General features: G+C 69.9%; 18 protein-coding genes, 1 tRNA gene and 1 riboswitch. Of the genes, 10 read left to right on the top strand and 9 right to left on the bottom strand.

The annotated features are described in order from the left end of the window. Window positions 1–8 precede the first annotated feature (8 nt). Window positions 9–110, bottom strand: a riboswitch (guanidine-I (ykkC/yxkD leader). Window positions 111–221: 111 nt separating this feature from the next. Next, window positions 222–1,277: a WD40/YVTN/BNR-like repeat-containing protein gene (locus ACZ6S4_RS08880; protein ID WP_465474342.1), complete on the top strand. Its 1,056-nt coding sequence runs from the start codon at window positions 222–224 to the stop codon at window positions 1,275–1,277. On the opposite strand, the gene ACZ6S4_RS08875 is transcribed toward ACZ6S4_RS08880, so the two are convergent. Both ACZ6S4_RS08875 and ACZ6S4_RS08870 read right to left on the bottom strand, forming a co-directional pair. Then, a complete protein-coding gene (locus tag ACZ6S4_RS08875) occupies window positions 1,274–1,909 on the bottom strand; it encodes a LuxR C-terminal-related transcriptional regulator (RefSeq protein WP_465474341.1) in 636 nt (211 codons plus the stop codon). The two genes, ACZ6S4_RS08880 and ACZ6S4_RS08875, sit on opposite strands and share 4 nt — an antisense overlap. After that, window positions 1,861–3,147: a sensor histidine kinase gene (locus ACZ6S4_RS08870; RefSeq protein WP_465474340.1), complete on the bottom strand. Its 1,287-nt coding sequence runs from the start codon at window positions 3,145–3,147 to the stop codon at window positions 1,861–1,863. The genes ACZ6S4_RS08875 and ACZ6S4_RS08870 overlap by 49 nt, the downstream gene beginning before the upstream one ends. Window positions 3,148–3,297: 150 nt before the next feature. Between ACZ6S4_RS08870 and ACZ6S4_RS08865 the strand changes: the two genes are divergently transcribed. From ACZ6S4_RS08865 to ACZ6S4_RS08855, 3 genes are read left to right on the top strand one after another with little or no spacing between them, the layout of a single operon-like run. After that, window positions 3,298–4,326: a fatty acid desaturase family protein gene (locus tag ACZ6S4_RS08865; RefSeq protein ID WP_465474339.1), complete on the top strand. Its 1,029-nt coding sequence runs from the start codon at window positions 3,298–3,300 to the stop codon at window positions 4,324–4,326. A 29-nt stretch (window positions 4,327–4,355) separates the two neighbouring features. Next, window positions 4,356–5,150 (top strand): SDR family NAD(P)-dependent oxidoreductase, encoded by a 795-nt coding sequence (locus ACZ6S4_RS08860; protein ID WP_465474338.1) that lies wholly within the window; start codon window positions 4,356–4,358, stop codon window positions 5,148–5,150. A 23-nt stretch (window positions 5,151–5,173) separates the two neighbouring features. After that, a complete protein-coding gene (locus tag ACZ6S4_RS08855; protein WP_465474337.1) occupies window positions 5,174–5,965 on the top strand; it encodes an SAM-dependent methyltransferase in 792 nt (263 codons plus the stop codon). Between the two features lie 88 nt (window positions 5,966–6,053). Here the strand turns inward: ACZ6S4_RS08855 and ACZ6S4_RS08850 are convergent. The 3 genes from ACZ6S4_RS08850 to ACZ6S4_RS08840 form a co-directional block, all read right to left on the bottom strand. Continuing rightward, a tRNA-Lys gene (locus ACZ6S4_RS08850) sits at window positions 6,054–6,126 on the bottom strand. A 643-nt stretch (window positions 6,127–6,769) separates the two neighbouring features. Then, window positions 6,770–7,774: a TAXI family TRAP transporter solute-binding subunit gene (locus ACZ6S4_RS08845; protein ID WP_465474336.1), complete on the bottom strand. Its 1,005-nt coding sequence runs from the start codon at window positions 7,772–7,774 to the stop codon at window positions 6,770–6,772. Further along, window positions 7,771–9,933: a TRAP transporter permease gene (locus ACZ6S4_RS08840; protein ID WP_465474335.1), complete on the bottom strand. Its 2,163-nt coding sequence runs from the start codon at window positions 9,931–9,933 to the stop codon at window positions 7,771–7,773. Before ACZ6S4_RS08840 ends, ACZ6S4_RS08845 begins: the two co-directional genes overlap by 4 nt. Window positions 9,934–10,065: 132 nt before the next feature. Between ACZ6S4_RS08840 and ACZ6S4_RS08835 the strand changes: the two genes are divergently transcribed. After that, a complete protein-coding gene (locus ACZ6S4_RS08835; RefSeq protein ID WP_465474334.1) occupies window positions 10,066–10,944 on the top strand; it encodes a CDP-alcohol phosphatidyltransferase family protein in 879 nt (292 codons plus the stop codon). A gap of 36 nt (window positions 10,945–10,980) precedes the next feature. On the opposite strand, the gene ACZ6S4_RS08830 is transcribed toward ACZ6S4_RS08835, so the two are convergent. Genes ACZ6S4_RS08830 through ACZ6S4_RS08820 form a run of 3 tightly spaced genes read right to left on the bottom strand, consistent with a single transcriptional unit; the run spans window position 10,981 to window position 13,808 of the window. Further along, on the bottom strand, window positions 10,981–11,928 hold the full coding sequence (locus ACZ6S4_RS08830) for a hypothetical protein (protein ID WP_465474333.1): 948 nt from the start codon (window positions 11,926–11,928) through the stop codon (window positions 10,981–10,983). 9 nt (window positions 11,929–11,937) lie between these two features. After that, window positions 11,938–12,582, bottom strand: coding sequence for a response regulator transcription factor (locus tag ACZ6S4_RS08825; RefSeq protein WP_465474332.1), 645 nt, complete (start codon window positions 12,580–12,582; stop codon window positions 11,938–11,940). Then, window positions 12,573–13,808: a sensor histidine kinase gene (locus tag ACZ6S4_RS08820; protein ID WP_465474331.1), complete on the bottom strand. Its 1,236-nt coding sequence runs from the start codon at window positions 13,806–13,808 to the stop codon at window positions 12,573–12,575. The genes ACZ6S4_RS08825 and ACZ6S4_RS08820 overlap by 10 nt, the downstream gene beginning before the upstream one ends. Window positions 13,809–13,821: 13 nt before the next feature. On the opposite strand from ACZ6S4_RS08820, the gene ACZ6S4_RS08815 reads away from it, so the two are divergent. The 4 genes from ACZ6S4_RS08815 to ACZ6S4_RS08800 all read left to right on the top strand — a co-directional run bounded on the left by ACZ6S4_RS08815 (window position 13,822) and on the right by ACZ6S4_RS08800 (window position 18,632). Beyond that, entirely contained in the window at window positions 13,822–14,565 is a 744-nt protein-coding gene (locus ACZ6S4_RS08815) for an ABC transporter ATP-binding protein (RefSeq protein ID WP_465474330.1), read from the top strand. Next, window positions 14,562–15,314, top strand: coding sequence for an ABC transporter permease (locus ACZ6S4_RS08810; protein WP_465474329.1), 753 nt, complete (start codon window positions 14,562–14,564; stop codon window positions 15,312–15,314). Before ACZ6S4_RS08815 ends, ACZ6S4_RS08810 begins: the two co-directional genes overlap by 4 nt. Window positions 15,315–15,359: 45 nt before the next feature. Then, entirely contained in the window at window positions 15,360–16,862 is a 1,503-nt protein-coding gene (locus tag ACZ6S4_RS08805; RefSeq protein WP_465474328.1) for an alpha/beta hydrolase, read from the top strand. Window positions 16,863–16,943: 81 nt separating this feature from the next. Further along, on the top strand, window positions 16,944–18,632 hold the full coding sequence (locus ACZ6S4_RS08800; RefSeq protein ID WP_465474327.1) for an AMP-binding protein: 1,689 nt from the start codon (window positions 16,944–16,946) through the stop codon (window positions 18,630–18,632). A 61-nt stretch (window positions 18,633–18,693) separates the two neighbouring features. On the opposite strand, the gene ACZ6S4_RS08795 is transcribed toward ACZ6S4_RS08800, so the two are convergent. Beyond that, window positions 18,694–20,310 (bottom strand): AMP-binding protein, encoded by a 1,617-nt coding sequence (locus tag ACZ6S4_RS08795; RefSeq protein ID WP_465474326.1) that lies wholly within the window; start codon window positions 20,308–20,310, stop codon window positions 18,694–18,696. Window positions 20,311–20,394: 84 nt separating this feature from the next. Between ACZ6S4_RS08795 and ACZ6S4_RS08790 the strand changes: the two genes are divergently transcribed. After that, window positions 20,395–21,228 (top strand): helix-turn-helix transcriptional regulator, encoded by an 834-nt coding sequence (locus ACZ6S4_RS08790; protein WP_465474325.1) that lies wholly within the window; start codon window positions 20,395–20,397, stop codon window positions 21,226–21,228. The last annotated feature ends 178 nt before the right edge of the window (window positions 21,229–21,406 follow it).

Genomic DNA, 21,406 nt, shown 5'->3' with positions numbered 1-21,406 from the left:
CTTGGCTGTCCTCCCGGGCTTTTGTCCCGCCGTGGAACGCTCGCGGACGAGCGCCTGCACCTCTCGGACCAGCCCGCACCGGATGCGGCGGAACCCTAGGCGCGCCTCACCAGGTGGTGAGTCACCTGGCAGTAGAGACCCGCGACGTTGCCCCGGCATGACCCGGTCGTTACCGGTGCGTGTCGGGCGTTCTGTCGGGGTCCGGAGTATGTTCCTGAGCCATGACGCTGCGAAGGATCTCGATGGCTGCTCTCGCCCTCGTCACGCTGGCCGCCACCGCGGGTTTCACCTCCGGGCACCCCACGCCGTCCTGGCGGCTGTCCGACACCGGGGTCACCGCCCGCTTCCGGGGCCTGGCCCCGGTCAGTGACAAAGTGGCCTGGGTCGCCGGTTCCGCGGGCACGATCCTGCGGACGGTCGACGGCGGGCGCAGCTGGCAGCGGGTCGATCCGCCGGGCACCGCCGAGCTCCAGTTCCGCGACATCGAGGCGTTCGACGCCGACCACGCGGTGGCGCTGACCATCGGCGAGGGCGACCAGTCCCGGCTGTACAGGACGGCCGACGGCGGTCGCACGTGGACCGAGACGTTCCGCAACGCCGACCCGGCGGCGTTCTACGACTGCGTGACCTTCCTGGACCGCCGGCACGGTCTCGCGCTCTCCGACCCGGTGGGCGGCAAGTTCCGCATCCTGGCCACCGCCGACGGTGGCCGCTCCTGGCGGGTGCAGCCCACGGCCGGTATGCCCGAGGCGCTGGCCGGCGAGTTCGCCTTCGCGGCGAGCGGCACGTGCCTGGTCTCCGCCGATCACCTCGGCGCCGGCCGGGCCTGGTTCGCCACCGGCGGCGGCGAGCGCGCCCGGGTCTTCACGACCGTGAACGGTGGCCGGTCCTGGCGGGTCACGGACAGCACGATCCCGAGCGGCCCCAGCGCCGGCGTCTACAGCCTGGCCTTTCGCGACCCGTGGCACGGCATCGCGGTCGGCGGCGACTACGCCGTGCCGGAGACGGCTCCGGACGCCGCGGCGACAACCCGGGACGGCGGCCGCACCTGGCAGACCGCGCAGGCCGAGCCGGGCGAATACCGGTCCGGCGCGACCTGGCTGGGCCGCAGCACGGCGCTCGCGGTCGGGCCGACCGGCAGCGACATCAGCCGCGACGGCGGTCGGACGTGGACCGAGTTCGACGCGGGCAGCTTCGACGCGGTGCTGTGCGTGTCCGGCGCCTGCTGGGCCTCCGGCGAGCAGGGCCGGGTGGCCAGACTGACCTGGCGTCGCTAGCCGTTGAGGTAGGTGAGCACGGCCAGCACCCGGCGGTTGTCGTCGTCCGACGGCGGCATGCCCAGCTTGGTGAAGATGTTGTTGATGTGCTTGCTGACCGCCTTCTCGGTGACGAACAGCTTCGCCGCGATCGCCGCGTTGGACCGGCCCTCGGCCATCTCCCCCAGCACCTCCCGCTCGCGTGTGGTCAGCACCGCCAGCGGCTCCCTGCGGGCGAGCAGCTGGGACACCACCTCCGGGTCCATCGCCGTGCCGCCGTCGGCGACCCGGCGGACCGCGTCGACGAACTGCGCCACGTTCGAGATGCGGTCCTTGAGCAGATAGCCCACGCCGCCCTTGCGGTCGCTCAGCAGCTCGCGGGCGTACAGCGGCTCGACGTGCTGGGAGAGCACCAGAACCGGCAGGCCGGGGATCTCGGTGCGGGCCGCGATGGCCGCCTGCAGGCCCTCGTCGGTGAAGGTGGGCGGCAGCCGCACGTCGACCACGGCCACGTCCGGCCGGTGCTTGATCAGCGCGGGCAGCAACGCCGGACCGTTGTCCACGGCCTCGACCACCTCGAATTCGAACGCCTCGAGCAGACGGGTCAGCCCGTCGCGGAGGAGGGCGAGGTCTTCAGCGAGGACAACGCGCACGGCAACTCCATCGATACGACCGTCGGTCCGCCCGGCGGGGAGGACACCGACATGGTGCCATCGAATGCGGCCAGGCGGCGGGCGATGCCACGCAGTCCGGTGCCGTGGGCCGGATCGGCGCCGCCCACCCCGTCGTCGCTGACGGTCAGCAACAGCAGGTCGTCGACGTGCTGGACGTAGATCTGCACGGTCCGGGCCCGGCTGTGCCGCACCACGTTGGCCAGCGCCTCAGCCGTGGCGAAGTAGGCGGCGGACTCCACCGGCGTCTGCGGCCGGCCGGGCAGGTCCATCTCGACGGTCACCCGCAACGGCAGGCTCATGGCCAGGGCGCGTACGGCGCCGTCGAGGCCACGCTCGGCCAGCACCGGCGGGTGGATGCCGCGCACCAGGTTGCGCAGTTCGAGCAGCGCCGTACCGCTGGCCTCGCGGGCCTCGGCGAGCAGCTTGCGAGCCGCGGCCGGATCGCGCTCGATCATCTCCTCGGCCAGCCCGATGGTCATGCCCAGCGAGACCAGCCGGGCCTGCGCCCCGTCGTGCAGGTCGCGCTCGATCCGGCGCAGCTCGGCGGCCTGCGCGTCCACGGTGTCGGCCCGGGTGACGGTCAGCTGGGCGACCCGCAGCCGCAGCCCGGCGGCCTTGGTCGGGGCCAGGAACAGCTTGGCGAACTGGGCGTTGACCTCGAGCAGCCACGGGGCCGCGCCCAGGCCCAGGGCGAGGAACAGCACGCCCTGCGGCATCGAGAGCATGGCCTCGCTGAAGTTCGCGATCGGCCAGAAGACGCCGTAGCCGTACCAGTCGATGCTCAGGTAGAGCCAGAGCGGCAGCAGCGAGATGCCTTCCAGGCCGTACAGCGGGATGACCACCGCGAGCAGGCCGAGCACGAAGGCGACGATCGCGCCGGGGAGCAGCCAGGCGAGGTCACGCCAGGTCGCCGGGTCGGTGGCGATCCACCGGAAGCGTTTCCAGCCGCCGGGCAGGGCCCGCGCCGGCGGTGGCTCGTACGGGCGGGCGATCGCGATGCCGGCCCGCGCCGCCAGCCGGCGTTCCAGGTTGGCCCGCATCCGGACCAGGTTGGTGGCCCAGGGCAGCAGGGCCAGGCCGAGGAACGGCACCGGGGTGAGGGCGAGCGCCACGATCGACATCGCCAGCAGCGGCAGGTTGGTGATGGCCAGACCGACGGCGAAGACGCCACCTGCGATAGCCCGTAGGCCGTCGCGTACCCACGAGCGCGTCTCCATGGCTCTCATTCTGCTCGGCGGTCCCGGCACAGCCGGTGCTCCCGCTCCACCATGTGCACAATCCCCCACGTTTCACGGGGGTGCTAACACCACCATCGCCGGGGATCTGACACTCCTGACCGTTCGGCCCCTATGCAGGAGCCTGAAGGCATGACGACAACGACGGAGCGGCCGCGTTCCACGGCCGGTAGTGACTTCGCCGAGTTGAACCGCCGGGTCACTCGCGCGGGCCTGCTCGAGCGCAAACCGGCGTACTACGCCATCAGGCTGACCGCGGTCTCCCTGATGCTCATCGGCGGCTGGACCGCGTTCTTCCTGATCGGCGCCTCCTGGTGGAACCTGGCCACGGCCGTGTTCCTCGCGGTGGCCTTCACCCAGGTGGCGCTGGTGGCGCACGACCTCGCCCACCGGCAGGTCTTCCGCACCAAGCGCCCCGGTGAGATCACCGGCCGGATCGCCGGCAACCTCGGCGTAGGCATGAGCTACGGCTGGTGGATGGACAAGCACACCCGCCACCACAACAACCCCAATCACGACGACCTCGACCCCGACGTCGCCCCCGAGGTGCTCATCTGGGCGACCAAGTCGGCCTGGGGCCGCCGCGGGCTGAAGGGTTTCGTGACCCGGCACCAGGCGGGCCTGTTCTTCCCGCTGCTCACGCTGCTCGGCATCGACCTGAAGATCTCCAGCGTCAAGGCGCTGATCCGCGGCGACATGAAGCGCCGCAACCTCGAGGCCGGCCTGCTGATCATCCACGCGGTCTGCTACCTCACCGCGCTGTTCGTGATCCTCTCGCCGCTGCAGGCCGTCGCCTTCCTCCTGGTGCACCAGGCGCTGTTCGGTGTCTACCTGGGCATGACGTTCGCCCCGAACCACAAGGGCATGCCGCACCCGGACGGCACCGAGGACTACCTGCGCAAGCAGGTGCTGACCTCCCGCAACGTGACCGGTGGCTGGCTGACCGACGCGGCCATGGGCGGCCTGAACTACCAGATCGAGCACCACCTGTTCCCGGCCATGCCGACGCCGAACCTGCGCAAGGTGCAGCCGATCGTCGAGGCGTACTGCGCCGAGATCGGTGTCTCCTACGAGTCGACCAGCCTGATCAACTCGTACCGGCAGGCGCTGCGGCACCTGCACGAGGTCGGCGCCCCGCTGCGCGAGGCCAGGGCCAGGTAGCAACTCCCGCTCTGTGAGAGCGTGAGGGCATGGACCTACAGCTCACCGGCAAGGTCGCGGTCATCACCGGCGGCACGGTCGGCATCGGCCTGGCGATCGCCCGCGGCCTTGCGGCCGAGGGCGCTCACCTGGCCCTCTGCGCCCGCGACGAGCAACGGCTGCGGGCCGTCGTGGAGCAGCTGCGCCAAGAATTCAAGGTACGCGTCATCGGGGTGGCCGCCGACGTCGGAGGACTCGATGGCCCGGCTCTGCTGGAGCGCGCGGTCGTCGACGAGTTCGGCGGCGCGGACATTCTGATCAACAACGCCGGCACCGGCAGCGAGGAAACCATCCTCTCCGCCGGTGACGAGCGCTGGCAGGCGTACTGGGAACTGCACGTGATGGCCGCCGTCCGGCTGGCCCGCCTCTTCGCACCGCTGATGAAGGCCCGCGGTGGTGGGGTGATCCTGCACAACGCGTCGATCTGCGCGACCCAGCCGCTGGGCTACGAGCCGATCTACAACGTCACCAAGGCGGCGCTGGTGATGTTCTCCAAGTGCCTGGCCAACGAGCTGATCGGCGACAACATCCGGGTCAACGCGGTGAACCCGGGGCTGGTCATGACGCCGGACTGGGAGAAGACCGCGAAGGCGCTGACCGCCGGCACGGACCGCTCCTGGCAGGAGCACCTGCAGCAGATCGCGACCGACAACGCCCCGATCGGCCGGTTCGCGGACCCGGCCGAGATCGCCGACCTGTTCGTCTTCCTCTGCTCCCCGCGGGCGAGCTACACGGTCGGCTCGACGTACTACATCGACGGCGGCTGGTTACGCACGACGACGTAGCAACTGGCCCTATAGTGACGATCGTGACCGTGCCCGCCGGAATCGACGCCACCGTCCCGAACGCCGCCCGCATGTACGACTACTGGCTGGGCGGCAAGGACAACTACGCCGCCGACCGGGCTGCCGCCGAGGCGGTGCTGGCCGTGGCGCCGGAGATGCGCGAGGCCGCCCGCTCGGGCCGGGCGCTGATCAAGCGGGTGGTCGAGCACCTGGTCCGCGACCGTGGCGTCCGGCAGATCCTGGACCTGGGCTCCGGCCTGCCGGCGGCCGAGAACGTGCACGAGATCGCCCGCGCGATCGACCCGTCGGTCCGCGTGGCCTACGTCGACTACGACGGCGTCGTCTGCATCCACGGCCGGGCCCTGCTGTGCGACCCGGAACACGCGATCATCCTGCGCCGCGACGTCCGCGAGCCGAAGACGGTCCTCGAGGATCCGGAGCTGCGCGATCTGCTCGACCTGGACCAGCCGGTGGCAGTGCTGATGATGTTCCTGCTGCACCTGATGCCGGACGAGGACAAGCCGCACGACGTGGTGGCGGCGTACCGGGAGGCGCTGGCACCGGGCAGCTTCCTGGCGATCTCGCACGCGGCCAACGACGCCCGGCCGGACTACATGGCCCGGATCAGCGCCATCTACAAGGGCGCCAACGCACCGTTCACGCCCCGGCCGAGGGCGGAGATCGAGGCGTTCTTCGGTGACTTCGAGCTGGAGCCGCCGGGCCTGGTCAACGTGTGGCCGTACCAGCAGCCGCCGCCGGAGATGGACCCGGACCTGGCCCGGATGGGCTACGGCGCGGTGGGCCGCAAACCCTGATCGTGGTCGCAGGCCCCGGTGTCGAACCGGGCCGGCCGCCCTTATGAGGGGCGGATGAGCAGCCAACGCTCCGCCTGCGGTTGCAGCGTGCGCCGCCGGGGAATCGAACCCCGAACCCTCCGTTTAAGAGACGGATGCTCTACCTGTTGAGCTAGCGGCACTGGTGTTTCCGGAGATGAAAAAACCGCCCTCCCGAACCGGGATGGGCGGCACGCTGAACGCAGCGTCAGCCGCGTCGCCGGCCCAGTCCGGGGCGCTTCATCCGACCGTTCATGGTGCGGAGCATCTTCGAACCCCCTTCGGCCGGTCGCTTCGTGCGGTGTGATTCCCACAGTAAAGATCACGGGGCGAGCCCTCAACGCATTTACCCGGGCCGCTTTCGCGCGGTCAGGGCGCCGCGGCCGGCTCGCCGTGCTCGCCTGCTCGACTCCGCCGCCGGTGCGGCCGGGCGGCCGATGCGGCCGGGCGGCCCATGCGGCCGGGCGGCCCATGCGGCCGGGCGGCCCATGCGGCCGGGCGGCCCATGCGGCCGGGCGGCCCATGCGGCCGGGCGGCCCAGGCGGCCGGGCGGCCCAGGCGGCCCAAGCGGCCGGGCGGCCCAGGCGGCCCAAGCGGCCGGGCGGCCGATGCGGCCGGGCGGCCGGTGCGCGGGTTATGGGGAGCACGCAGCCGGCAGGGTCCGGGTGCCCGGTCACGAGCCGCCAGGCGAGTGGGCGCCCGGGCCCGACCTCGGCGTGAGCGACGGTCAGCACCATGCACCCACGCACGAGATCGAGCTCTTGATCTTCGGTTTTCGCTCCGGGCCTACTTCGGCGCGTTGAGCCCGTCCAGGGCCGTGACCGCGCCGCGGTGCAGGACCACCGGGTCGGTCTTGCGGGCCTGGTCCAGGGTGATCTGCTTGGCCGCCGCGTTCGCCTGCTCGAGCTGCGGCTTGCGGTCGAAGAGCGTCTTCGTCAGCACGCAGGCCACGTTGGCGTCGAGGTTCTCCCGGACCAGCAGGAAGTTCGGCACGACGATGGTCGGCACGTCCGCCGCGGTCTTGTAGGTGGCCGCCGGGATCATTCCCGTCTCGTAGACCGGGTTGATCTTCTGGAGCTCCGGCAGCAGTCCGGTGATGTCCAGGAACTCGACCTGGTCCGCCGACGTGGTCAGCAGGTCGGTGATGCCCGGGGTGGGCAGGCCACCGGACCAGAACAGCGCGTCGATCGAGCCGTCCTTCATGCCGTCGACGGTCTTGACCAGGTCCAGCCGCTGGGCCTGGACGTCCTTGTCGGGGTTGAGGCCCGCCGCGGTCAGCACCCGCTTGGCGATGACCTCCGTGCCGGACTTGGGCGAGCCGGTCGAGACCCGCTTGCCCTTCATGCCCGCCACGTCCTTGATGCCCGCGGCCTTGCGCACGATCACCTGGGTGTAGTTGGTGTGAATCCGGGCCAGGGCCTGGATCGGCTGCTTCGCGGTGAAACTGTTGGTGCCGTTGACCGCGTCGGCCGCGCTGTCGGCCAGCGAGAACGCGACGTCGAACTCACCCGCGACGAGCTGCTGGATGTTCTGCACCGAGGCGCCGGTCTCCGCCGCCGTTGCCTTGACCTTGCCGCCCGTCGCGGCGATCTGCTCGGCGTAGGCGTTGCCGAGGGCGAAGTAGACGCCGGTCGCGTTGCCGGTCGCGATGCCGATCCGGGTGTCGTCGGCGACGTTGCAGGTCACGTCGCCGCCGGCGTCGACCGTGGCCGCGTCCTGCTTGCCGCCGCAGCCGGTGAGCGCGGCCGCGGTGAGCGTGCCGGCCGCGGCCAATGCGAATGCCTTCCTCATAAGGTGGTCCTCCCCGTTCGATGGATGATGGCGATTCCCGCAGCCAGGGCGAGCGCGACGGCGCCGGCCGCGATGGTCAGCGGCGCCAGGTAGAGCAGGAGCAGGCCGGCGACTCCGCCGAGGACGCGGCTGGCCGGCCCGGCCGCACCGATGCCGGGCACCCAGCCACCGGTGGCGACGGCCAGGCCGACGACCGCGAAGGCGGCGACTACCGTGGCCCAGACGACGCCGGTGACGGGCCCGCGAGCCAGCAGGTATTCGCCGGGATCGGTCAGCACGAAGGCGATCGGGGCCAGGAAGGCGGGCAACGCGTACTTCAGCGCCTGCCACATCGTGGGCACGGTGCGGCCGCCGGTGATCGCGCTGGCGCCGACCGCGGCGAGGGCCGTCGGCGGGGTGACCTCGGACAGCACGGAGTAGTAGAAGACGAACATCGCGGCGGCGGGCGGCGAGACGCCGAGCCCGAGCAGGGCCGGCCCGATGATCACCCAGCCGATGATGAAGCTGGCGGTGACCGGCACGGCCAGACCGAGCACCGCCAGCGCGATCGCCGCCAGCACAACCGTCAGCGCGAGCACCACGGTCGGGTTGTCGCTGACCGCGCGGGCGCCGTCGATCAGCAGAGACGCGAGCTGAGCACCGAGACCGGTCTTGGTGGTGGTCGCCGTGATGATGCCGGCGGCGGCGCAGACCGCGACGACCGGCAGCACACCGCGGACACCGGCCGACAGCGCGGCGAAGAGCCGTCGAGGGGTGAGCCAGGCACGCCGGTCCAGGAAGGAGAGCACCGCGGCCAGCAAGGTCGCATAGACCACGGCACGGGTGGCGCTCTGCCCGACGGCGAGCAGGAGAACAATGAGCACCAGCGACGAGAAGTGATAGCCGAAGCGGCCCAGCAGCCGCCACGCGCTGGTCGCCGGAGCATCGATCGGCCGTACCTGGAAGCGCCGCACGTCGATCTCCACCGCGAGCAGAATGCCCAGGTAGTAGAGAACGGTCGGGATCATCGCCCAGCCGAGCACGGTCAGGTAGGAGACGTCGAGGTACTCGGCCACGATGAACGCGGCGGCGCCCAGGGTCGGCGGGGAGAGGATCGCCCCGACACCAGCGGCGGCCAGCATGCCGCCGGCCTGCTCGGCCGGATAGCCGGCCCGGCGCAACATCGGCCAGGTGACGGCGCCGACGCTGACGGCGGTCGCGGTGCCGGACCCGGAAACGGTGCCGAGCAGGAAGCCGGCGGCGACTGCCGTACGCCCAGCGGCGCTGCGCGACTTGCGGAAGGCCGCGACGGACAGGTCGACGAAGAAGCGGCTCGCCCCGGACAGATCAAGCACGGCACCGTAGATGGTGAACAGCACGATGTACGTGGCGGCCACGTCGAGCGGGGTGCCGTAGAAGCCGCTGCCGGAGTTGTAGAGAGCGTCGACGATCTGGGCGAAGTCCAGCCCGGAGTGGGCGATGGACCAGTTCTGCGGGAGCAGGCCGCCGTAATAGCCGTAGGCCAGGAAAGCCAGGCAGACAATCGGCAGGGCAAGCCCGGTGGTACGGCGGCAGGCCTCGACGACAAGCACGAGCATGATGGCGCCGGCGATGACGTCGGGGGGTTCCAGGAGGCCTTGGCGGTTGAGGAACTCGTTGTAGCCGCCGCCGAAGGGGTTCACCGGGTACAGGCAGACCAGGAGGGTGATGATGGCCAGCGCCCAGTCGAGCGGGGACGGTAGGTCGCGGCGATCGGACTTGGTCGTCTTGAGATCTGGCTCATCCGCACCGAGATCGGGCTGATCCAGCCTCCGATCGGGACCGTCGGTCTTGAGACCGGGCTTGTCTGTCTTTCTGGGCGGGAAACCGGAGCGGTAGACGAGGAAGACGAGTGGCAGGGTGCCGGCGAGGAAGATGATCAAGTAGAACTGGCTGCCCTGGGCGAGCGGCCGGAACACCTGCCAGAGCACGAGCAGCGCGGCGGCGAAGGCGACAACCGCGACGGCGATGCCGACGGGACCGGTCAGAGCCCGGGCGGGACGCTCCTCGTCGTCGAAGTGGACAGCCGCGGGATCGGCGAGCGGGCTGTCCGGAGGCCGGTCCGCGGCCACCGCGGAGGGCGGACCGTCGGGGCCTTCATCGGCTGCCGTCCGGCCGGTCCGATATCGACCGTCGACCATGAACGGACCGTACTATGCACCGTGCGGCTTGTAACCTGTCATTGACGTGACTGTGGATAACCTAGGACACCGTCTCGTCACAAATCGGGCAAAAGTAGTTTCCGCTTCGGTCCCGGACCGTTGATACCGGTTATGGTGCGTCGCTCTTCACTGCAGGACATCCGCGAACAGACCTACAAGGTCCGTGACGCGTGGTGGACCGTCCTGCTCGTCGATCCGCTCGCGGCCAGGCTGGTCCGCCTGGTCGCGCCCTACCGGTGGATCACCCCGAACCTGTTGACCGTGGTGGCGATGCTGCTGGGAGCGGCGTCGGCGGCCTGCTTCCTGGCCCAGGACCGCTGGTGGCTGATCGCCGGTGCCGTGCTGTTCCACCTGAGCTTCGTGGTTGACTGCATGGACGGGAAGGTGGCCCGGCTCAACGGAACAGGTTCCCTGTTCGGAGCCTGGTTCGACTTCATGTTCGACCGCCTCCGGGTCTTCATGTGCGCGGCGGCCCTGTTCGGCGGCCAGTACGCACGAACCGGCCACGTGGCGTTCCTGTGGACGCTGGTCGTGGTGACGTTCCTGGACCTGTTCCGCTACCTGAACTCGCAGCAGATGGCGAAGACCCGGCAGAGCATGCGGGACATGCTGGAGGAGGCCCGCGGCCCGGTGCCACAGGAGCCGATTACGGGTACGCCGATGCCGCCGCAGGGGCCACGTGCCCGCTTCCGGGAGGCTCTGCTGCAGCGCCGGATCCGGACTCACCTGTTCAGCGGCATCGAGTTCGAGATGACCGTGTTCATCATCGGCCCGCTGACCGGTCAGGTCATCGCCACGTCGGTGGTGGCCGGGACGCTGCTGGTCGGCTTCGAGCTGCTGTTGATCGTGAAGCTCTGGCGGGCTACTCGGAGTTTCCCGGTGGCGTTGGCCAAGGCTGAGGCGACGGCGAAGCTGCGCAGGCAGCCGCCGGTTCGGCCGGAGAGCCGGGATGAGGAACTCGAGCTCAGCGAGACCACGTCGTCGCGCTAGGCGCCGCAGGATTGCCCCTACCGATCACCGGGCCGGTCAGCTCTGTTGGTAGGTGACGGCCGCAATGCCGCAGCTGGTGTGCAGGAAGATGTAGTCCGCCCCCTCTCCCCAGCCCAGGTCGGCGCCACCCACCAAGCCGACGTAGTCCATGGTCATGGCGCAGCTTGGGCACTGCGGATACTCCGCGTCCTGGATCCAGTCCGGGGCGCCACCCAGCGTCGAGCCGCCCTCACCCCAGGCGCTGGCCAGCCGCGGACTCGCGCGGATCGGACCCAGCTCGGGGAGCACCGGGGGCGGCTCTTCCGCGGAGATGCGGAGATAGTCGGGGCGCTCGTTGCAAGCCGACCAGACCGCGCCGCCGTCAGGGGTGACGTCGGTGAACAGCGTCGTGTAGTTGGTGCAGAGGAAGCAGGTGGTGACGCGCAGCCGGCCCGACCAGCCGGTATGCGCCAGCGCCCGGGCGACATCCGGATCCGCCGTATCGAGATCAAGAACGGTCCAGATCGGCGACGCACACCACGGACAGATCCCGTCGCCGTCGGTCTCGGTCTCTGCCTCTTCCTTGTCCACCATGTGGAGCTCGTAGGCGATCGGGCCGTGGAGCTCGTGGTTCGTACCGTCCGGGCGGAGGTCCCAGCCGCCCTGGCGCGCGTACGCCAAGGCGTCGATGTGCAGTCGGTCCATCCCCGGTGGCGGGCTCTCCTGCCACCGCCGGAACGCCGCTGCGGCCGACGCGCTGCGAACCTCGGACAAGATCAGCAATAGATGACCCAGGCGCTCGTCACCGCGGTCGATCCGCATGATGACCTCGTGCACCGTCTCCTCATCCGCCGCCGCGAACAGCACAGAGGGCCAGAGCAGCCCGCGGTCCAACAGCTCCCGCAGATGCGGGCGCAGAACCGCGGGGTCGGCCTTGGCGATCTGCTCCAGCTCGTCCACCGCCTCCCAATCGTCGTTGGCGGCACGGGCGATGAGTGTGATCATCGGCGGATCCTAGCTATCGCCGAGGTACTTGAGCACCGCCAGGACGCGGCGGTGGTCTGTGTCGGTCGGCGGCAGGTCGAGCTTCGCGAAGATGTTGCTGACGTACTTCTCGACCGCACTATGACTGACCCCCAGCGAGTCGACGATGCCGTTGTTGGAACGCCCCTCAGCCATCAACCGCAGCACCTCCAGCTCGCGTGGCGTGAGCCGCTCCCGGAAATCCGGCCGCCGGCGCACCATGAGCTGGGCGACCACCTCGGGGTCCAGGGCCGTGCCGCCCTCGGCGATCCGGCGCAGCGCGTCAAGGAAGTCACGGACCCGGGCAACCCTGTCCTTGAGCAGGTAGCCGACCGAACTCGTGGCCGCCGACAGCAGATCGTTGGCGTACCGCTCCTCGACGTACTGTGACAGCACCAGAATGGCGATCTTCGGATATCGGTGGCGGATCGTCAGAGCTGCACGGATGCCCTCGTCGGTATGGGTCGGCGGCATCCGCACGTCGACGACCACCACCTCAGGCTCGTGCTCCGCAACCGCACGCAGCAGCTCCTCGCCGTCGCCCACGGCGGCCAGCACGTCGAAGCCACCGTCGCTGAGCAATTTCGTCAGGCCGGCGCGCAGCAGCACCGAATCCTCCGCGAGGATCAGCCGCACGGCAGAACCACCTTGAGGATGGTCGGCCCACCGACCGGGCTGCTCAAGGAGAGCTGCCCGTCGACGGACGCGGTTCGTTGGATGAGTCCCGCTATCCCACCACCGGGCTTCGCGGTAGCGCCACCGCGGCCCTCGTCGGCAACCTCGATATGCAATTCGCTCCCTAGGCGAGTCAATGTCACGGAGGCGGTCGACGCTGAGGAGTGCTTGGCCACGTTCGTCAGAGCCTCCGAGACGACGAAGTAGGCGACCGCCTCGATCGACGCCGGGCAGCGCGGCTGCACCTGCACGGAGACGTGGATCGGAATCTTGGCCCGGGCGGCCAGTCCGGAGATGGCGGCGTCCAGACCACGGTCATTGAGCACAGCGGGGTGCAGACCCCGTACGAACTGCCGTAGCTCGCTGAGCGCTGTGAGCGCCTCGTCGTGCGCCGCCACGATCGCATCGGCCTCTGGTGAGGGCGCCGTGATCGCCTCCCGGGCCATGCCGAGATTCAGCGCCAGGGACAGCAGCCGCTGCTGGGCGCCGTCGTGCAGATCGCGTTCGATGCGCCGGCGTTCCTCATCGGTGGCGAGGACGATCGCCGCCCGGCTGTTGCGCAGCCAGTCCACCCGCTGCTTGAGGATCTCGACGTTGGTGGGCCCGAGCAGGCGGTCGGCGGTCTGCCGATCGTGGCGCACGAAGCGCCGGGCCGCGGGCGGCGCAACGATCAGCACGGTCGCCGGGACGGCTATCAGGAGTGCCCAGGCGTGATACATCAGCTGGCGTCCGGTGCTGCGCAGCGTCCAGGCCGGCTCGGGGATGGGGATCTCCAGCAGCCGGCGGAATCGCAACCGGTGCAGCACGGCCACCTCGTGCACGAACCAGGCGAAGACCAGAGGCAAGGCCAGCACGGCCACGACGTAGAGGACGAGGAGGAACACGCCGCCGGTCGGCCCGGTGACCAGGCTGAGAAGCGCGGCACCCCACAGGGTCACCAGCAACCCGAACAGACCGGCAGCCAGCATCGACAGCGCGGCGCCGGCCAGGAGATGGCAGATCGATCGCCCGGTCGTCACGCGGTCCGTCGGGAAGAAGCGGATGTCCACGCCGTCGACGGTAGGGATCGGAGACCGGCCTGACCATCCGGAAAACCGCGGGCATGGGGTGAGGAAAACCCCACCCTCGGCAGCGCGCACACCCCACTGACGCAGAACCGTCGTGCCGGAAACCTGGAAGGCGACCACGGAAGGAGCCATCATGATCGAGGCAAAGAGCCTGACCAAGCGGTACGGCGCCAAGTGCGCGGTGGAGGACCTGACCTTCACGGTGCGGCCGGGCGTCGTCACGGGCTTCCTGGGGCCCAACGGCGCCGGCAAGTCCACGACGATGCGCATGATGCTGGGGCTGGACCGGCCGACCCGCGGCTCGGTGACGGTCAACGGTAAGCCGTACGCGGCCCATCGCACGCCGCTGCGGGAGGTCGGGGCACTGCTGGACGCGCGAGCTGTGCATCCGGAGCGCAGCCCGTACCACCACCTGCTCGCTCTGGCGCAGTCCAACGGTCTGCCGCGAGCGCGGGTGCTGGACGTGATCGACGCGGTCGGCCTGGCCGACATCGCCAAACGCCGCGCGGGCCGGTTCTCCCTCGGCATGGAGCAGCGGCTCGGCATCGCGACCGCGCTCCTGGGCGACCCGCACACGCTCATCCTCGACGAGCCGCTGAACGGCCTGGACACCGAGGGCATCCGCTGGGTGCGCGGCCTGTTGCGCGACCTCGCCGCGCGGGGTCGCACGGTGTTCGTCTCCTCCCACCTCATGACCGAGATGGCGCTGACCGCGGATCACGTGGTGGTGATCGGCAAGGGGCGCCTGGTCGCCGACACGAGTCTGGCGAGCCTCGTGGCCGATTCGGGTCACAGCTCGCTCGAGGACGCGTTCGTCGACCTCACGAGCTCGGCCATCGAGTTCCCCTCCGCCGCCCGGAACGGGAGCCACCGATGAGCGTCATGCGCGCCGAGCTGACCAAGTTCCGCTCGGTCTCCTCCACCGCCTGGTCCCTGCTCAGCGCCCTCGCCCTGATCATCGGCTTCGGCGTCCTGTACGCGATGGTCCGTGTCACCCGCCCACCGGCCGATCCCACCGGTTTCGACGCGGTCAGCGTGAGCCTCTCCGGAGTCCAAGTGGCCCAGCTCGCCGTGGGAGTCCTCGGGGTCCTGGTGATCACGAACGAATACACGAGCGGCTTGATCCGCACCACCTTCGCGGCCGTCCCCAGGCGCAGCCGGGTGCTGTGGGGCAAGGCCGCAGTGCTCGCCATCGCGATCTTCGCGCTGTGTCTGCCGGCCGTGTTCGGAGCTTTCCTGACCGGTCAGTCGGTGCTGTCGGCCGAGCACCTCGACGTCTCACTCAGCGGGCCTGGAGTGACGCGAGCCGTCGTCGGCGCAGCGCTCTATCTGACGGTGGTCGCGGTTATCGGGCTCGGGCTCGGCGCGATCCTGCGTCGTACGGCCGGCGGTGTCGCGGCGGTCATCGGGATTCTGTTCGGACCGCAGATGCTGGCCGGCTTCCTGCCGTCGGAGCTGGCCGACGACGTCTACCGCTGGCTGCCCTCCCCGGCCGGTCTGGCGATCACCACGACGCGCCCCGACTCGACGCTGTTGTCCCCCTGGGCCGGGTTCGCCGTCTTCATGCTCTACGCCGCCGGTCTGCTCGCAGTGGCCGCATGGCGCCTCCGACGCAGCGATGCCTGATCTCTCACCCCACCCCCACCACCTGCTAACGCCAGGAGTCCACAGATGCTGACCGTCGCCACCATCATCACCGCGCTGTCCCTGACCGCCGGCCTCTCGGGGACCGCCCTCCCCACTGAGCCGCAGATCAACCCGAGCAATCACCCACAACTTTCCTGGCATCCCTGTGCTGTCGGGCCGGACGATACTGAGGGACAGGCCCTGGACGATTCCGGCGTCGAGTGCGGGGACGTGACTGTGCCGCTGGACTACGCCGAGCCGCACGGCCGCACCATCACCGTGGCGATCGCCCGCAGCCGCGGCAGCGACACCGCGCACCACATCGGTCCCATGATCATCAACTTGGGTGGCCCGGCGTCGCCCGTGTTGGACAGCGTTCCGCTTGCCCGGGCTGCGATGGGCGCGATGGGTGAACGCTTCGACCTGATCGGCATGGACCCGCGCTTTGCCGGTCGCAGCACTCCGGTCGACTGCGAATGGCCCGCCTATTGGCTGCCGCGCTCAGCCGGCGCCGACCGAGCGGGATTCGACGCGACGGTGGCCCTGGACCGTGACCTCGCCGGGCGCTGTGGGGACGCGGAGCGGAAGCTGCTCCGGCACGCGTTCACCGCCACCATGGCCCGCGACATGGATCAGATCCGGGCCGCGCTCGGCGCGCCGAAGCTCTCCTACCTGGGCTACTCGCAGGGCTCCTATCTCGGCGCGGTCTACACCCAGCTGTTCCCCCGTCGAGCCGATCGGATGGTCCTGGACAGCGCTATCGATCCGGCGTTGTCCGGAACGCGCGTGCTGCGGAATGGCGCTGCGGGACGCGAGGCTGCGCTGCGGGAGTGGGCCACATGGGCTGCGGCGCGTGACGCCGACCATCACCTGGGCAAGACAGCCGACGCGGTCCTCGGCACCGTGCGCCGGGTCTACGCCGCCTCAGCCCGGCGTCCGCTGATTGTTGGCGCGTACCGGGTGGATGACACGCTGCTGCCGGCGTTGATCGTCACGCCGCTCACCGACGACACGGAGAACGGTGAGCTGGCCACCGTGGTGCGAATCCTCGCGCGGGCAGCCGACGGACTGCCCGCCGAGCCCACCGAGGGCATGACCGAGACGCTCACGAGCCTTGTCGACGGCGCGGGATCGGCGACGCACACCGCTCAGACCGCGATCCTCTGCGGTGACGCCGCTGTCGCGCGGGACCCGGAGGTCTACTGGCGTGACATTCAGCGGCACCGAGCCTCAGCACCGCTGTTCGAGCCACTCGCTCGCACGATCACTCCCTGTTCCTTCTGGCCGTACGCGCCGGCGGAGCGACCGATCGACGTGCACAACAGCACGCCGGCGCTGATCGTCCAGGCCGAGAAGGACGTCAACTCCCAGCTTCCCGGCGCACGGGCGTTGCACCGGGCACTGACCGGCTCGCGGATGATCGTGCTGGCCGGGGCGCGTACCCACGGTGTGTATCTGTTCCGGAGCGCGAGCTGCGTTGACCAGGCAGTCGACGCCTACCTGGGCAGCGGCCGCCTGCCTGCCGGCGACATGACCTGTTCCGAGTGACCACGTCCGCCACCCCCGCGCGGGGGTGGCGGGCTACCCGGCGGCGGGGCAGTCTGACCCAGATCAGCCTGAGGAGGAGAAATGGCGGCGACTGACGGTACGACGGCGTTCCGCGAGGCCCGGGACTTCCTGCTGGAGCATCGCGACGACTACGCCGAGGCGTACGCGCAGTTCGGCTGGCCGCAGCTCAGCGCGTTCAACTGGGCGCTCGACTGGTTCGACGTGATCGCCGAAGGCAACGACAGCCCCGCCCTGTGGATCGTCGAGGAGGACGGCTCGGAGCAACGCTACTCGTTCGCCGAGATGGCCGACCGCTCCAACCAGGTCGCCAACTGGTTGCGAGAGCGTGGCGTCGCCCGCGGCGACCGGATCGTGATGATGCTCGGCAACCAGGTGGAGCTCTGGGACACCATTCTCGCGGTCATGAAGCTCGGCGCCGTCATCATCCCGGCGACGCCGCTGCTCGGTGCGGCCGACGTCCGGGACAGGGTGACTCGCGGCGGTGCGCAGCACGTCATCGCCCTCGCCTCGGCAGCCGAGCGGTTCGCCGACGTCGGTGCGGAGGTCACACGCATCGCGGTCGGCTCGCCCACCGACGGCTGGCATGACTTCTCCGACGCCTACGCCGGCTCCACCGAGTTCACGCCGGACGGAGTCACGCAGGCCAGCGACACACTGCTGCTCTACTTCACCTCCGGCACGACTGCGCGTCCCAAGCTGGTCGAGCACACGCACGCGTCGTACCCAGCCGGCCATCTGTCCACGATGTACTGGATCGGACTGCAGCCCGGCGACGTCCACCTCAACATCTCGTCACCGGGCTGGGCGAAACACGCGTGGAGCAACGTCTTCGCCCCATGGAATGCCCAGGCATGCGTGTTCATCCACAACTACACGCGGTTCGACGCGCCGCGCCTGCTGCGTGAGATGCAGCGCTGCGGGGTCACGAGCTTCTGCGCGCCGCCGACGGTGTGGCGGATGCTGATCCAGTCCGACCTCACGGCGCTGAAGAACCCGCCACGGTTGGTGGTCGGTGCCGGCGAACCACTGAATCCCGAGGTCATCGAGCAGGTGCAGAAGGCCTGGGGCGTCACGATCCGCGACGGCTTCGGCCAGACCGAGACGACGGTCCAGATCGCGAACACACCCGGCCAGAAGGTACGGCCGGGCTCGATGGGCCGGCCTGTGCCCGGTTACCAGGTGGCGCTGATCGACCCGCTGACGGGTGAACACGCAGACGAGGGTGAGATCTGCCTGCAGCTCGAGCCGCGCCCACTGGGCCTGATGGTCGGCTATCACGGCGACGCCGAGCTCACGGCGCAGGCCATGGCGAACGGCTATTACCACACGGGTGACATCGGCTCCCGCGACGAGGAGGGCTACATCACCTACGTCGGCCGCACCGATGACGTGTTCAAGGCGTCGGACTACCGCATTTCGCCGTTCGAGCTGGAGAGTGTGCTGATCGAGCACGAGGCGGTCGTGGAGGCCGCCATCGTGCCGTCACCGGACGCACTGCGACTCAACGTGCCGAAGGCCTATGTGGTCCTGGCCGAGGGATGGCCGGCCAACGACGAGACCGCCCAGGCGATCTTCGCGCACTGCCGCGCACACCTGTCGCCCTACCAGCGGGTGCGACGGATGGAGTTCACCGAGCTGCCGAAGACGATCTCCGGCAAGATCCGGCGGGTCCAGCTCCGCGAGGCCGAACGCACCAAGCATGCGTCCGCGGACGCAACGCCCGACGGCGAATACCTGGACCGCGGCTGACTCCGTGGACTCGGACGAGATGCGGAGGGACGACGGGGAACGGAATGAACTGCGAATGGAGTCAGGCGTTGCGGATGCCCGCGGCGTCATGGAGGTTCAGGATCTCCACTGCCCGCTCTCGCATCTCCACCTTTCGCACTTTCCCGGTCACCGTCATCGGGAAGCCATCCACCACATGCACATACCGCGGCACTTTGTAATGCGCGAGCTTTCCCTTGCAGAAGTCGCGTACCGCTTCGGTGGTCAGCGGCGTCGCTCCCGGGCGCATCACCACCCAGGCCATCAGTTCCTCGCCGTACCTCTGGTCCGGGACGCCGATCACCTGGACGTCCGACACGTCCGGGTGGGAGTAGAGGAACTCCTCCACCTCCCTCGGGTACACGTTCTCGCCGCCACGGATCACCAGATCCTTGATCCGGCCGACAATGTTCACGTAACCGTGTTCGTCCATCGTGGCCAGGTCGCCCGTGTGCATCCAGCGGGCCTCGTCGATCGCTTCCGCGGTCGCCTCCGCCTGGTCCCAGTAGCCGAGCATCACCGAGTAGCCACGTGTGCACAGCTCCCCCGCCTCGCCGCGTGGCGTCGGCAGGCCCGTCGCCGGGTCGACCACCTTCGACTCCAGGTGCGGCATTACGCGGCCCACCGTTTCCGTACGGCGGTCCAGGCCGTCGTCGCGGCGGGTCATCGTCGAGACCGGCGAGGTCTCGGTCATGCCGTAACAGATCGCCACCTCGGTCATGTGCATCTCGGCCACCACCCGCTTCATAATCTCCACCGGGCACGGCGAGCCCGCCATGATCCCGGTACGCAGCGACGACAGGTCGTACGTGGCGAAGTCGCGCAGCCCCAGTTCGGCGATGAACATTGTCGGTACGCCGTACAGGGAAGTGCACTTCTCCTGGGTGACCGCTCTCAGAGAGGCCGCAGGGTCGAAGCCCTGAGCCGGCAGCACCATGCACGCACCGTGCGAGGTCGCCGCCAGGTTGCCCATCACCATCCCGAAGCAGTGGTAGAGCGGCACCGGGATGCAGATCCGGTCCTGCTCGGTGTAGCCGACCAGCTCGCCGACGAAGAAGCCGTTGTTGAGGATGTTGTGGTGCGACAGCGTCGCGCCCTTCGGGAAACCCGTCGTACCGGACGTGTACTGGATGTTGATCGGGTCGTCGAAGGCCAGCAATGCGGCGCGTTCCTCCAGCGAGCGGCCCTGGCCGGCGGCGATCAGGTCGTCCCAGTCCTGGGTGCCTATGAAGATCGTCTCGATGAAGCCGATCTCGGCGATCATGCCGCGGTAGTCGCTCGTCTTGAACGCGACCGCGCTGACCAGCAGGCGCACGCCCGCCTGCCGGATCACATAGGCCAGTTCGTGGGTGCGGTACGCCGGGTTGATGTTCACCAGGATCGCGCCGATCTTCGCGGTCGCGTACTGCGTGATGACCCACTCCGCGCAGTTCGGCGCCCAGATTCCCACCCGGTCGCCCTTGTCGATGCCGCGGGCCAGCAGGCCACGGGCGGCCTCGTTCACCGCGGCGTCGAATTCCGCGTACGTCCAGCGGCGGCCGGCGGCCACGTCCACCAGCGCCTCGCGGTCGCCGTGGGTCGCGACCGTGCGTTCGAGATTCGCGCCGATAGTCTCGCCGAGCAGCGGCACGTCGGAGGTCCCGGAAGCGTAGGAGAGCATTTCTGCAGCATGAGCCGGTCCACGTGGCGGCGCCACCCCCGTTCAGGGGTGGACCGCGAACCCGGTCCGCGACATGCTGGTGACGTGCTCGAAACAGCCGATCTGTCCGCCGCGCTGGGCCGGGTCCGGCGGGTGACCGGGCTGCCGGTCGCGTTCGGCGGGACGGTCGCCGCCGACGGCCGGGCCATGCGGCTGACCGACTTCGCGGGCACGGTGACCGGCGCGCTGCATGGGCTGGTGGTCGGCGCCGGCAACGGTCTCGGCGGGTGGGTCGTCAGCACGGCGCGGCCGGGCCGGGTCGAGGACTACGCCACCGACCCGCGGATCACCCACGAGTACGACAAACCGGTCACCGCCGAGGGGCTGCGGGCGATCGCCGCGGTGCCGGTCGCGATGGGCGGTTCCGTGCTGGCGGTGCTGTACGCCGGCACGCGGGAGCCGCTGTCGGTGGGGACCCGCGCGCTTGACGCGATGAGCCAGGTGGCGGTGCGCGTCGGCGCCGAGGTGACCGTACGCCGGGAAGTGCAGCGCCGGATCGCGGAGCTGGAGACGACCGCGGCCCTGACCCGGGCGGCGCCGACAGCCCCGGAGTGGGAGGACGTCCGGCAGGCGCACGCCGACCTCCGCACGATCGCTCAAGAGGTCGACGACCCTGCGCTGCGGTCCCGGCTCCAGGACGTGTGCACGCTGCTCGCCCAGTCCGGCGGCTCGGCGCGGTCGCCCAATCCGTTGTCGCCGCGGGAGCTCGACGTGCTGGCCATGGTCGCGGTGGGCTGCGGCAATGCGGAGGCTGCCCGGCGGCTCGGGCTCCTGCCGGAGACGGTCAAGAGCTATCTGCGCAACGCGATGCGCAAGCTGGGCACGCACGGCCGGATGGAGACAGTCGTGACGGCCCGGCGGCTCGGCTTCCTGCCGTGACCGGCGGCAAGTCGTGACGGCCCGGCGCCTTGGCCTCCTGCCGTGACCGGCGGCAAGTCGTGACGGCCCGGTGCCTTGGCCTCCTGCCGTGACCGGCGGCAAGTCGTGACGGCCCGGCGCCTTGGCCTCCTGCCGTGACCGGCGGCAAGTCGTGACGGCCCGGTGCCTTGGCCTCCTG

It is taken from the genome of Actinoplanes sp. NPDC051405 (genome assembly GCF_055586185.1).
The sequence above is the reverse complement of the archived record's forward strand: the minus strand, read 5'-3'. Positions and strand labels throughout refer to the sequence as shown.